The following is a 12,631-nucleotide window of genomic DNA, read 5'->3' as shown; positions in this document are numbered from 1 at the left end:
TGGGTTTTTAGGACTAAGTTATTTGTAGAAGGCTGGAATTAAAAGCATGTAACCTTTTTCTTAGCAAGAACAGAATTACCTCACATGATTAAGATAAGTAAATTCCAATACCTTCCGGTTATAGTGGTGTGTGCGGCCTTGTTTGTTAATCTCATCGCTGCAGTTCTGCTGGCAGTGGGCATGTTCTTCTTATATGCATTTCTTTTGAATGTTAAACCCCGTTTTGGAAAAATAGATATACTGTTGTACCTGTATTTTTTATATGCCACATTGCTTTACTATGCGCTGGGCCTTGATTTGCGACAATATGTAGCCAGCGTTTTTTTTCCTGTTCTTGTTTATTCGGGGGTTTGCATGGGCAGTGCTAAAATGAATGACTTAAAAGTGTTGAAATTTTTCCTGGCCTGTTTCCTGGTTTATTGCGTGCTGATTTTCTTCAGGGATACCAATGGTGGTTTCTCATTGTCTTTAGCCAATAACTTTTTTATGCAGCAAAGGCAATTAGACGAAAGCATGAAAGAGGAAAGGCCCAGCATATTCTTTATGAACCCTACCCTTATGTCTTTGTGGCTGGTAGCAACTTTTGTTTTCGCCCAATCCCTGTATAACCGTACCAAAAAAAAATTATACCTTTTATGCATGGTGCTGTTAGGGATTATGATTTTCTTATCCAACACACGTAGCGCCATCGGCTGCACCATCCTCATTATTTTGATTGATTACGTTGCGGTTAAAAGAAAGTTGAAGCGGCTTATTCTTCTGCCTATATTGGTTTTGCCTGTTATATTCATTATTGTAAGTTCATTGGGTAACGTTTTCCAATTTCAGTCAGAACGGCTTGGTGAACTGTTTGCCGAGAATTCGGATTATGGCCTTGGTACCAGGTATGAAATTTACTGGCCAACAGCTATTATGTACACATTTAAGAATTTTTGGGGCAATGGGCACTATTTTCTTCTGGAAAAAATCGGCAGGTCAACGCATAACGAATACCTCGGACAGGCAATGGCAGTGGGTATTGTTGCGGCGATAGTGTATTACTGGTTTATTTTTTATTACCTTTTAAGGAACTACAGGATTACAAAAACAGCCCCTTTGCAAACCAATACCTGGAATGAAATTGCTTTTTACCTCACCATAAGCTACCTTACCAATGGCATAACCGAGCAAATATCCCTTTCCAGTTTTGCTTATGTTGCTTTGATCTTTATAGCCATCGGCTGGTCAAAAAAAGCGGCACTGGCGCCAGTTAATGCGAATAAAAAAGAGGTTGTTCCATTACAAAAATTGAAACAACCCCTCAGGCCAAATTTTTCTGCTTAATAGCCTTAGAATTTTGTTACCTCGTAAAATGCCTTTTTAGGTTTGAAACCTTTATCAAAAAGGAAGGGATAATTTTTAAGCCCCATTTTTTGCGACATGGATCCATACCCGTCAACATCTGCGTAACCCCAGAATGTTATTCCCGTTACTTTTCCCTTGTTTTTGCGGCAGATATCAAAAATGCTTTTATAATTTTTGGATTGTTTGTTTTCAATATCCGGGGTGTAATCTTCTTTGGTAAGGCTTTTAATGCCCCTGAAAGGCCTTTTATATATAGACATGTCCAGTTCTGTAATTTGTAATTCCAGGCCAATTGAACTGAACAGGTCAATGTTCTTTTGCAATTCCGCTGCTTCAACACCGTCAATACCCAGGTGAGACTGAATGCCTATGCCATCAATAGGCACACCTTTTTGCTTTAGCTTTTTCAGAAATTTAAAAACATTATCCCTGTGTTCTTCAGAATCAAACTGGTCGTTATAGAAGAGTTTGGCTGTGGGGTCTGCCTCATGTGCAAACTGGAAAGCCTTTTCCACGTAATCTTCGCCAATTATTTTATAAAACAGGTCGCCCTCCGGCCTGAAAAATTCACCTGGTTTACGCGATATAGCTTCATTTACCACATCCCAGCAGTACACTTTGCCTTTAAAGTGCTGCATAGTTTGTGTAATATGCGTTTTCATTCTCTGCAGCAATACATCCCGGGATACAAGGTTTTTGTTTTCATCCACATAAAACCATGCCGGCATGTGCTTATCAAGGTAATAAACCAGGCAATGCCCACGTACTTTCATATTGTTCTGTTGGGCAAAGTTTACCACCTGGTCTCCCAATTTCCAGTTAAAAACACCTTCCTTGGGCTGGATGCGCATTGGCTGCATAGCCATACGTGCTGTAAGGCTTGAAAATTGTGTTTTTATAAAATCCGCGGAAGCTGAATTAGCAAGGTCGTATTCGGGATTTACCGCGGCGCCTATGGGAAAGTAATCGCTATAAGCTTCCCTGAGCGTTTTATTACCCTGCGGTTTCCTGCCTGCACCCAGTATTGTCTTTTTATCCGTTGCGGCATCTTTATCCTCATTGGTTTTTTGTTTAGGGCTACTGATGGTGTCATTTAGTGGCAAGGTGTCATTTTCCGTTCCGGCGGCAGTAGTTGCAGCGTTTGAGGCTTGTATGGCCATTGGTTCGGGTATGGGGCTGGTATTGTTTTTCTTCAAGCCAATATAAGCCGCGGCAGCGGATGCAGAGGCAAACAGTCCCACTATCAATACTTTTTTCATAATGTATAATTAATCTTTGCTTATCAGCAGTTAAAAGAACAAATTATATGCTGAATTTTCAGAAAACAAATATAATTAGCGATTATATAAGATGCCGAAAAGTATAAATCCGCTTGATTTAAACCTTATTTAATCTTCCCGCTCAAAAATCCTTTTCCTCAAATTGCGGCTGTATCGAAAAACTTCTTATTTTTAGCCTTTCTTAGCTGTTCTTCGTAAAAAGGAACTTTCATTACCCGTATAATCCAATATCAAAACGATGTGGATCGGTTAAGTACATAAAGCGGAAAAGTAAACAACCTGAAACCTTAAAACTTTATCCCGCATATTTTATGCTACTCAGCGCGGCTTCAACCCATGCTAACAAGGTTGAAGGATTTCATCCCGTCAAAATTTGAAATGTCATCAATTTCCGAATTCTTCAAGAACCGGGGCCGGGAAAATGTGTGTGTGCAACAGTTGATAGGTACCTGCCCCCAATTAAAATCTTTCTATATTTAACCTAACATAAAACAACAAAAATGAAAAAAGCGCTTGTATGTGGCGCCGGCGGATTCATCGGTGGCCATCTTGTTAAAAGATTAAAAGGCGAAGGCTTCTGGGTTCGTGGCGTAGATGTTAAAAGCCACGAGTACAGCAACTTGCCGGCCGATGAATTTATACTGGGAGATTTAACTGATCCTGTTGTGGTGGCCAGCGTGCTGGACCAACCTTTTGACGAAGTGTACCAACTGGCTGCCGATATGGGCGGCGCAGGTTACATTTTCACCGGCGACAACGATGCCAATGTAATGCATAATTCCGCTACCATCAACCTTAATGTGGCTGCCCAGGCTACCAAGGTTGGGGTTAAAAAAATATTCTATTCTTCTTCAGCCTGTATGTACCCGGCTTACAACCAGGAAGACCCCGATAACCCAAAATGCTCCGAAGAATCTGCTTACCCGGCTGCACCGGACAGCGAATACGGCTGGGAAAAGCTCTTTAGCGAGCGCCTATTCTTTGCTTACCACAGAAACTACGGCCTTAATGTAAGGGTAGCCCGTTTCCACAACATTTTTGGGCCTTTGGGAACCTGGAGGGGCGGAAAAGAAAAAGCTCCCGCTGCTATGTGCCGGAAAATTTCTGAAATTGAGCCAGGCGGCGGTATTGAAGTTTGGGGAGATGGCAAGCAAACCCGATCTTTCCTGTATGTGGATGAGTGCCTGGAAGCTGTTAGAAGGTTAATGGACTCTGATTTCATCGGGCCGGTTAATATTGGCTCAGAAGAAATGGTTACGATTAACCAACTGGCCGAAATGGTATTTGAAATTGCCGGCAAACCAGCTAACATCAAAAATATACCCGGCCCCACAGGTGTAAGGGGCAGGAATTCTGACAATGCGCTTATTAAAGAAAAGCTGGGCTGGGCGCCTTCTATACCGCTGAAAGTTGGCCTGGAAAAAACCTTTCAATGGATTAATAAACAAGTGGAAGCCAATAAAGAAGTGGCAGCCGTTTAAAATGGCACAAGCCTTTTGTATAGCTTACAATAATAACGGGCAACAGTTGCAACTGTTGCCCGTTTTGTAATAATCTACCCGGGCTGAAAAGCCGCCCAAAGAACCGGACGTACAAGTGAGTGACACAACCAGGCCGCCATAGAAAACTACTGCCGGTACCCAAAATATTTTCTTTTTAAAAATCTTAGGATGGAAGAGAAAATCTTCAAAAGCATTTCTGATATACCACCTGTTGCTACGGCACATAACCAGGGTAAAAAATTCGTGTTCCTTGCCAATGAAGATACTGCTACAAAAATTACACAGTTTGCTGTAGGTGAATTTATGCCCGGCGAAGAATGCGAAGAGCATATTCACAAAACCATGGAAGAGTGCTTTTATTTTTTATCGGGTGAAGGTATATACACAATTGACGGCGTGAACTATCCTTTAAAAGAAGGCGTTTTTCTTCGCATTCCTGCCGGTAAACCGCATAACCTTGTAGCTATAGGCACAGAAAAATTGAGATTTGTATACTACGGAGTGGCCACAGAGTAAGTATAACTTAACCGGCTAACTTTTTTTCGACAATAACTGCATAGCCTCTGCTGCTATAGCCGGTATATCTTGCTTTTGCATACACAAAAAGTGGCCCTGGGGGCAACGCCGGTAACCTATTTTACTACAAGGCCTGCAATAAAGATTCTTCACTTCGTGCTTTGTATTTTGTACTTCGTAGGTACCAAAGTAGGCATCCATGCCAAACCCTGGTATTGTATTGCCCCAGATAGAAATAACAGGCTTTTTAAAGGCGGCCGCTATATGCATTAATCCGGTATCGTGGGTGATAATAAGCTTTGCTTTGCGCACAAGGTCGGCGCTTTCATTCAGGTTAAACTTACCACAGGCATTGTAGATTTTAACGTTATCAACGGCCGCTATTTGTTCAGCATCGGCACTGTCTTCAGGCCCGCCTAAGAGAATAATGGGATGCTTAATTAAAGTGCAGAGCTGCTTCAATTTTTCAACCGGTAATTTTTTGGTAGCCAGTGCAGCGCCTGTAACAATGCCGATAAACCCAAGCTGGTGGCTGGTGGGTAAATGGTCTGGCGGAACAACATCCTGTTGCGGAATAAAATAATCAAGGCCACGGCCATCGTTAATCACGCCAAAGTCTTTCAGGGTGTCAAGGTAACGGTCAACAATATGTACATGGGGCAGCAAGTCTATTTTCAAAGCCGTGAGCAACCACTTCTCCATATTGAGCTTGTTGAACGAATAGCTTTTAACTTTCAGCGCTTTTTTAACCCTTGAAGTGCGCAGGTTATGGTGCAGGTCAATTATGTAATCAAACTGCTCATTTGTAAGTTCGCCGATCATGTTGTTCCAGTCTTCTGCCAGCAGGTGCACTTTGTCAATATAAGGGTTGCTGCTTAGAATGCCGCCGAAACTCTTTTTCGTAAGATAATGTACTTCGGCATCTGCTACCTGCTGCTTTAAACAACGGATAACCGGCGTGGTAAGTACAATATCTCCGATAGATGAAAAACGTATGATCAGAAATTTCATGAAAAAGTTTACTCTTCAATATAATCAAGGTCTTTGCCAAAGGTTTCTTCCAGCCGGGTAAGTGCCCAAATGGCCGCGGCAAACACCAGTACCCCAACGGCTATATTGGCTTTAACGGAATTAAAATGCAGTTGGTATTTAAAGTATTCGTACAACAGATTTATAAGCACCACGGTGCCCCTTACAAAGTTGGGCGCCGTATTGGTAACGGTGGAGCGTATGTTGGTGCCAAAACTTTCCGCTGCCACGCTCATAAATACGGCCCAGTAGCCTACCATAAACCCGAGCACAAAAATTCCGCTGTAAAACAAAGTGGTGCTTTGCGGGCCGAATATAAAGAACAGGAAAATGGTGATGATGGATGCAATCATAAACAACCATATCGCTTTCTTTCTGCTCCTCAACTTCTGAGATATAAGCCCGCAGGCAAAGTCGCCCAGGGTTAAACCAAAATAGGTGAGCATGATGGTATTTACCGGTACCGTTTTTATTTCCGTATCAGAAAATTTAAGCCCCATCGCTTCAGCCAGTTCCGGCGAGTATTTAGCATACAATTGCACCACATACCACAAAGGAACAGCCACCAATATCACACCCAGGTATTTTACCCATTTTTCTTTTTTTCTGAATATCACTTTCAGGTTGCCCTTTGATACGCTGGAATGTTTAATGGATTCAAACATACCCGACTCCATAATGCCGATACGCATCAGCAGCAACGCCAGCCCCATGCCGCCGCCAATAAAATAACAGGTGCGCCATTCACTAACGCCAATCCATTTAACCATAAAGCCACCAGCTACAGCGCCCAGTATACCCGTGCCGGCAACCAGTGCAGTACCTATGCCACGTTTCTCTTTATCCAGCAGTTCGTTTACCAGTGTAACGCCGGCGCCTAACTCACCCGCAAGGCCAAAACCCGCCGCAAAACGCAGTATGGCATACAATGGCACATCGTGTACAAAACCATTGCCAATATTGGCTACTGAATAAGTAAGAATAGATCCAAACAATACAGACAGCCTCCCTTTTTTATCGCCCAGTATGCCCCAGAAAATACCGCCTGCCAGCATGCCGATCATCTGCCAGTTATCCAGCATCAGGCCGATACGTTCAATATCTTCCTTGGCGGTAATACCAATGTCTTTAAGGCTGGCCGTACGTATCATGCCAAACAGCAGCAGGTCAAAAATGTCAACAAAATAGCCCAGTGCGGCTACCCAGACAACCAGGCTGGTAAGGGTATATTTTTTAGGTGTCATGTAAAAGATTGGCTTTGTATATGGGGTTAATTGGCAACGGGCGTAAAGCTGCATTATTTTTTTGAATACTATTACAGCCCTGTGAAGAAATTTACGGCAGCAGCGGGCTTAAATAGTAATTTTTATGGGCCCGGCAGGAGGAACTGCTATGAGGCATCGTTGCGTCGCACTCGTGTACGGTTGGATTCGCTGCGCAGCATTGTGCGGCAGGTTTTACCGGTTTAATGTTCTTTTGTTCAGGGTTCAAGGTTGTTGGCTTCTTCATTCATCATTCCTTGCCCCTCGTTCGATATTTTGTGTTCCCGTGGTGCGTGCCTACATACAAGCCTACAGGATAAAAACACCAGAAAAACTGTAAAATAATATCCGTTAGCTTTAGTAAGAATTGTACATTCGAAAAAACAATTGTAAGTATGGGTTTAGTTTATGCAGATATTGAGTTGATTAACGGTGGAGACCTGGAGATGGTTCGCCGGGGTTATATGGATAAGGACGAAGTAAAACGCATGTGGGTAAACATGCTGGTTGATACAGGTTCTATTATGCTTGCAATAAATGAAAATATCCAGGAGCAACTTCAATTTACCGTTATTGAAAAGCGTAAGGCCCAGCTTGCCAACGGGCATATTGTAGAATGTGATGTGGTTGGCCCGGTGGAACTTCGTTTCAAGAACCGTGAAACAACCTGCCGAGCTATAGTGTTGCCCGGGGACGCCGAACCCTTACTTGGAGCCATTCCATTGGAAGATATGGATGTTCTGATTCATCCTCTGCGGCAGGAACTAATAGTTCATCCGGACCATCCGTACTTTGCACAAATGAAACTGAAGTAGTTACCCCACAGTGCGGCAGGTTTTACCGGTTTAATGTTTTTTTATTCAATGTTCAATGTTGTTGGCTTTGTCATTTAAAATTCCCGGTTCCATTCCCGTTTCCCGGGTAATTGTGAATTGCAAATTGCCTTTCCTTAGTCATTCATTATTCCTTGTTCCTTGTTCGATATTTCCCCTGGTACGTGTCTCCACGTACCAGTCTACCCGGGTCTGAAAAGTAGCCCAATGTACCGGACGATGAAGTGCTTGCGACGCAACAGGCGATGCCATGAAAAATCCGCTGCTGGTATCAAAAAAAGTTCAGTAAGCTTTCTTTTCCTGGTTTATTCGTAAAAGTTAAATTCACTAATAAAGCCTGGTAACTCAAAATATAGCCATCAAAACGAATGGAAAGAATCTTATATTAGTAGTAGCTATTTCTTCTTTCATTTTAATCACTTAACCATGGTTGTAGAAGTAAAAGACCTCCAGGAAGGCTATGTAAAAGCCGAGATTCACAAGCATGTGGCTACGATTGAATTTTTTCACCCGCAAAGCAATTCTTTACCCGGAAAAATTCTTGCAGACCTTGCCCATGAAATTACTTATGCCGGCAACAATAAGGATGTACGTGTCATCGTCATCCGCTCTGAAGGCACCAAAGCTTTTTGCGCCGGCGCTTCCTTTGATGAACTGATGGCTATTCAGAACGAAAAAGAAGGTATCCGGTTTTTTAGCGGTTTTGCGCATGTAATAAATGCGATGCGCAAATGCCCCAAATTTATTATTGCCAGGGTACACGGCAAATGTGTTGGCGGCGGCGTAGGCATTGCTGCCGCGGCGGATTACACCATTGCGTTGGAAGGGGCCGACATAAAGCTGAGTGAACTGGCGGTGGGTATAGGCCCTTTTGTTATAGGGCCCGCGGTGGAACGTAAAATAGGCCTTTCCTCTTACAGCCAGCTTGCCGTTGATGCCGGCATGTGGCGCAATGGCGATTGGGCACGGCGCAAAGGTTTATATGCCGAACTGCACCCATCGTTGGAAAGTATGGAGGAATCCATTGCCCGTTTGTCTGATGCACTTTCGCATTACAATCCTGAAGCAATGGCCGAAATGAAAAAAGTGCTATGGCACGATACGGACCACTGGGATAAATTGCTGAATGACCGCGCTGCTATAAGCGGTAAGCTGGTGCTTAGCGATTTTACCAAGGAATTTATCCAGAAATTTAAAAGCAAAGTGAAAGCTGATTAACCGCCACAGATAAACTATTATAAAGAGAATGGGCACAGATATATTTGTGTCCATTTTTTATGCATGAACAGTTTTAACGAAGACAATTTTTCAACGCTCTGCGATAAACTTGCCCGGAGAGACAAGGATTTAAAACGCATTATCCAAACCTATGGCTATCCGCCTTTCTGGAGCCGTACAATTTCATTTGCCACGCTTATACACATTATACTTGAGCAACAGGTATCGCTTGCCTCTGCAAAAGCAGCATTTTTAAAGCTGCAGGAGAAAATTGGCCATATAACGGCTGAGCGAATAATGTTACTTACAGATGAGGAACTGAAAGCCTGCTATTTTAGCCGGCAAAAAATTCAGTATGCCCGGCACCTTGCTTTTGCCGTAACTACAGGCAGCCTTGTTATTGAAAGCCTGCCCGGTAAAACAGATGATGAAGTAAGAACTGAGCTGAAAAAAATTAAAGGCATCGGCGACTGGACGGCGGATGTATTCCTGATGATGGTGCTGCACCGGAATGATTTTTTTCCGCCGGGGGACATTGCACTTATTAAAAGCGCCAAAGAAGTAAAAGGGTTACCACCGGAAACCACCCGGGAAACTGTACTGCAAGCAGCCGAAAAATGGAAGCCGTACAGAACAATCGCTGCCTACCTGTTATGGCATGCTTATATCAGGAAAAGGAATATAAAGCTGTAAGCCGCCTTTTTTTGAAAGCTTGTTTTGCCTATTTTCCGTTTAATTTTTAATCTCAACCTATCAGCATGCATTCAGGCAGACAATATAGTTTATCCGAATTTCTTGTATGGACACGCCGCGATATTTACTGGCTGGTTACTTTGGCAACCATACCTACCGTTTTATACCAATTGGCCGGTTGTACATGGCTGGCAATACCCTGGGTGCCAATAGCCATGATTGGTACTGCTGCAGCTTTTATCGTTGGCTTTAGAAACAATGCCACTTACAACCGCCTTTGGGAAGCCCGGCAGATTTACGGAGCTATTGTAAATGGCAGCCGCACCTGGGGTATTATGGTGAAAGATTTTGTAACCGGTACAAACAGTAACGAGCTGCATGAATACCACCGCCAGTTAATTTACCGCCATATTGCCTGGCTTACGGCTATGCGCTTTCAACTACGCGAACCCCGCGCCTGGGAAAACATGATGCAGGAGAATAACCGCGAATACCGGCAGAAAAACTTTACCGTTGCAGAGCTTGAAACCAAACTGGATGACGAACTGCAAAAGTTTCTTGCTGAAGATGAATTACGGTATGTACTTGGCAAAAAGAACAGGGCCACGCATGTTATCAGCCTTCAATCTCAGCAGTTGCGGCAGTTGGCGCAGCAGGGCCTGCTGGAGCCCCTGCGACATATAGAGATGGAAAATATGCTGCGTGATTTTTACGAGCAGCAGGGCAAATGCGAACGCATCAAAAACTTTCCTTATCCAAGGCAATTCGCCAGCATTAACCAGTTTTTTATCCGGTTGTTTGTGTGCATGGTGCCCTTCGGTTTGCTGCAGGAGTTTCAGAAGCTGGGCGAACATTTTGTATGGCTTACCATACCCTTTAGCGCCCTGGTGGGCTGGGTATTTAACGCTATGGAAAAGGTTGGGGAAAGCACTGAAAACCCATTTGAAGGCAGTGCTAACGATGTGCCCATTACCGCCATGAGCCGCACCATAGAAATAGACCTGCGTGAAATGCTGGATGAAACAGACCTGCCGCCTGCGCTGCAACCGGTTAATAAGATATTGATGTAGCAAGAAGGTGAATTGATTTAGCTACTCTTAAAGTTGGGTAGGCCTTGCTGATGGAAATTCTTTTGCTGAAGTTACAGCAGTAGAAAAGCTTCATCAGGGCATAAGAAAGAAACATGCTGTATATCGTTTCTTTCTTGACTTTTTTGTTACTTTTTTGTGTCAAGACAAAAAAGTAAACAAAGTTTTGCATTTGCAGAACCGTGTTTAGATTAACAGCTTTATAGAATAATATTCTGCAACAAGCCGCTCTTCTCAGGATGGTCTGTATTAAAGTGCAGGCCCCTGCTCTCCTTCCTGAACTGGGCCCCTTTTACAATAAGGTATCCAACAGTAATCAGGTTGCGCAACTCACACAGTTGCGGGGAAACTTTGGTAGCCTGGTACAACATTTCCGTTTCTTCATGTAACAGGTCCAGGCGCTTGCTGGCCCTTTGTAAACGCACGTCGTTGCGAACGATACCCACATAGTCACTCATGATCTGTTGCAGCTCCTTCTGGCTTTGTGTAATCAAAATCATTTCTTTCGGGTCAGAAGTGCCACGGGCATTCCAGTCGGGTACTTTTTCCTTCAAAGGGCCTTCACCGTTAAAAGAAAGTGAGAAAGGATCGGCGGTTTCTTCAGCTTTGGCAACAATGTCCAGGAAAGCCCGGTGGGCAAATACCATCGCTTCCAGCAGGCTGTTACTGGCCAGGCGATTGGCGCCATGTAATCCCGTGCTGGCACATTCCCCGCAAGCGTACAGGTTGCGTATGGATGTGCGGGCCCACTCGTCTGTTTTAATACCGCCGCAACTGTAGTGTGCAGCCGGGGCAACAGGTATCATCTGTGTCATTACGTCAATACCGATACTCAGGCATTTCTCATAAATATTAGGAAAATGGTGAATGAATTTTTCGTTATCCATGTGCCTGCAATCCAGATACACATGTTCCGTACCGGCTTTTTTCATCTCGCTGTCTATGGCACGGGCTACAATGTCACGGGGGGCAAGGTCTTTACGGGGGTCGTAGCGCTCCATAAAAGCTTCTCCTTCTTTGGTACGCAGTATGCCGCCATCGCCGCGAACGGCTTCTGTAATCAGGAATGAAGGAGATACACCCGGTTCAAATAACGCCGTTGGGTGAAACTGGATAAATTCCATGTTTTCAATTTTTCCCTTGGCACGGTACACCATCGATACGCCATCACCTGTAGCTATTCTTGGATTGGTGGTAGTGCGGTAAGCCTGGCCGCAGCCACCTGTTGCCAGCAGGGTAACCGGCGATAGTATTTTTTCAATTTTATTGGTGCGCAGGTTAAGCACATATACGCCAAAGCAGGTAATGTCTTGTGTAGATTTGGTAACCAGGTAACCCAGGTGGTGTTGTGTTATCAGGTCAACCACATAGCAATGGTTTACCAGTTCAATATTCTTATGCTGCTGCAACTCTTCCAGTAAGGCCCTTTCCATTTCTTTACCCGTAACATCTTTATGATGCAGGATACGGTTTTCACTATGGCCACCTTCTTTGCCCAGCGAATATTCGCCACTGGCATCTTTGTCAAAACGGGCGCCGTATTCAATAATTTCCCGAATGCGTTCCGGCCCTTCCTTCACTACAATTTCAACAATATTTTTATTGCATAGCCCATCCCCGGCTATCAGTGTGTCTTCAATATGTTTTTCAAAACTATCGTTCTCTTCATCCCAAACACCTGCAATGCCGCCCTGTGCGTATTTGGTGTTGGTTTCATCCGCCTGCGTTTTTGTAATCAGTACAACTTTTTTATCCTTAAAGTGATTGGCGGTTTTTAACGCATAAGTTAAACCCGCTATACCCGAACCGATAACCAGGAAATCTGTCTCCATATACTAATGAATAATGCTGTGTTTTTCTTTTTTT

Annotated in this window: 11 protein-coding genes; 7 read left to right on the top strand and 4 right to left on the bottom strand. The window is 43.8% G+C overall.

Translation table 11 applies throughout. From position 1 onward, the window contains the following. Positions 1–84: 84 nt before the first annotated feature. Complete coding sequence (locus F0364_RS06340) at positions 85–1,323, top strand: O-antigen ligase family protein (RefSeq protein ID WP_153796929.1); 1,239 nt, start codon at positions 85–87, stop codon at positions 1,321–1,323. Between the two features lie 5 nt (positions 1,324–1,328). On the opposite strand, the gene F0364_RS06335 is transcribed toward F0364_RS06340, so the two are convergent. Further along, positions 1,329–2,603, bottom strand: a complete 1,275-nt coding sequence (locus tag F0364_RS06335) for an endo-1,4-beta-xylanase (RefSeq protein ID WP_153796928.1) — start codon at positions 2,601–2,603, stop codon at positions 1,329–1,331. A 521-nt stretch (positions 2,604–3,124) separates the two neighbouring features. Here F0364_RS06335 and F0364_RS06330 point away from each other — a divergent pair. Together F0364_RS06330 and F0364_RS06325 are read left to right on the top strand one after the other, a co-directional pair. Beyond that, positions 3,125–4,105, top strand: a complete 981-nt coding sequence (locus tag F0364_RS06330) for an NAD-dependent epimerase/dehydratase family protein (protein ID WP_153796927.1) — start codon at positions 3,125–3,127, stop codon at positions 4,103–4,105. A 189-nt stretch (positions 4,106–4,294) separates the two neighbouring features. Further along, entirely contained in the window at positions 4,295–4,642 is a 348-nt protein-coding gene (locus F0364_RS06325) for a cupin domain-containing protein (protein WP_153796926.1), read from the top strand. 15 nt (positions 4,643–4,657) lie between these two features. Here F0364_RS06325 and F0364_RS06320 read toward each other — a convergent pair whose 3' ends face one another. Beyond that, on the bottom strand, positions 4,658–5,653 hold the full coding sequence (locus F0364_RS06320) for a glycosyltransferase family 9 protein (RefSeq protein WP_153796925.1): 996 nt from the start codon (positions 5,651–5,653) through the stop codon (positions 4,658–4,660). Positions 5,654–5,661: 8 nt separating this feature from the next. Next, positions 5,662–6,915, bottom strand: coding sequence for an MFS transporter (locus tag F0364_RS06315; protein ID WP_153796924.1), 1,254 nt, complete (start codon positions 6,913–6,915; stop codon positions 5,662–5,664). 413 nt (positions 6,916–7,328) lie between these two features. Between F0364_RS06315 and F0364_RS06310 the strand changes: the two genes are divergently transcribed. The 4 genes from F0364_RS06310 to F0364_RS06295 all read left to right on the top strand — a co-directional run bounded on the left by F0364_RS06310 (position 7,329) and on the right by F0364_RS06295 (position 10,747). Continuing rightward, positions 7,329–7,748, top strand: a complete 420-nt coding sequence (locus F0364_RS06310) for an aspartyl protease family protein (protein ID WP_153796923.1) — start codon at positions 7,329–7,331, stop codon at positions 7,746–7,748. 444 nt (positions 7,749–8,192) lie between these two features. Continuing rightward, entirely contained in the window at positions 8,193–8,984 is a 792-nt protein-coding gene (locus F0364_RS06305; RefSeq protein ID WP_153796922.1) for an enoyl-CoA hydratase/isomerase family protein, read from the top strand. Positions 8,985–9,047: 63 nt separating this feature from the next. Further along, a complete protein-coding gene (locus tag F0364_RS06300) occupies positions 9,048–9,677 on the top strand; it encodes a DNA-3-methyladenine glycosylase family protein (RefSeq protein WP_153796921.1) in 630 nt (209 codons plus the stop codon). Positions 9,678–9,742: 65 nt separating this feature from the next. Beyond that, positions 9,743–10,747, top strand: coding sequence for a bestrophin family protein (locus F0364_RS06295; RefSeq protein WP_153796920.1), 1,005 nt, complete (start codon positions 9,743–9,745; stop codon positions 10,745–10,747). A gap of 218 nt (positions 10,748–10,965) precedes the next feature. Here F0364_RS06295 and nadB read toward each other — a convergent pair whose 3' ends face one another. Continuing rightward, a complete protein-coding gene (gene nadB / locus F0364_RS06290) occupies positions 10,966–12,597 on the bottom strand; it encodes an L-aspartate oxidase (protein ID WP_153796919.1) in 1,632 nt (543 codons plus the stop codon). Positions 12,598–12,631 lie beyond the last annotated feature (34 nt).

This window comes from Foetidibacter luteolus (genome assembly GCF_009650435.1).
Classification (GTDB): domain Bacteria; phylum Bacteroidota; class Bacteroidia; order Chitinophagales; family Chitinophagaceae; genus Foetidibacter; species Foetidibacter luteolus.
The sequence above is the reverse complement of the archived record's forward strand: the minus strand, read 5'-3'. Positions and strand labels throughout refer to the sequence as shown.

Excerpts from the sequence above, each read along its gene's own strand:
- F0364_RS06340 (WP_153796929.1), top strand. The coding sequence starts at position 85 with ATGATTAAGATAAGTAAATTCCAATACCTTCCGGTTATAGTGGTGTGT.
- F0364_RS06320 (WP_153796925.1), bottom strand. The coding sequence starts at position 5,653 with ATGAAATTTCTGATCATACGTTTTTCATCTATCGGAGATATTGTACTT.
- F0364_RS06330 (WP_153796927.1), top strand. The coding sequence starts at position 3,125 with ATGAAAAAAGCGCTTGTATGTGGCGCCGGCGGATTCATCGGTGGCCAT.
- F0364_RS06300 (WP_153796921.1), top strand. The coding sequence starts at position 9,048 with ATGAACAGTTTTAACGAAGACAATTTTTCAACGCTCTGCGATAAACTT.
- F0364_RS06295 (WP_153796920.1), top strand. The coding sequence starts at position 9,743 with ATGCATTCAGGCAGACAATATAGTTTATCCGAATTTCTTGTATGGACA.
- F0364_RS06325 (WP_153796926.1), top strand. The coding sequence starts at position 4,295 with ATGGAAGAGAAAATCTTCAAAAGCATTTCTGATATACCACCTGTTGCT.
- F0364_RS06305 (WP_153796922.1), top strand. The coding sequence starts at position 8,193 with ATGGTTGTAGAAGTAAAAGACCTCCAGGAAGGCTATGTAAAAGCCGAG.
- F0364_RS06310 (WP_153796923.1), top strand. The coding sequence starts at position 7,329 with ATGGGTTTAGTTTATGCAGATATTGAGTTGATTAACGGTGGAGACCTG.
- F0364_RS06315 (WP_153796924.1), bottom strand. The coding sequence starts at position 6,915 with ATGACACCTAAAAAATATACCCTTACCAGCCTGGTTGTCTGGGTAGCC.
- F0364_RS06335 (WP_153796928.1), bottom strand. The coding sequence starts at position 2,603 with ATGAAAAAAGTATTGATAGTGGGACTGTTTGCCTCTGCATCCGCTGCC.
- nadB (WP_153796919.1), bottom strand. The coding sequence starts at position 12,597 with ATGGAGACAGATTTCCTGGTTATCGGTTCGGGTATAGCGGGTTTAACT.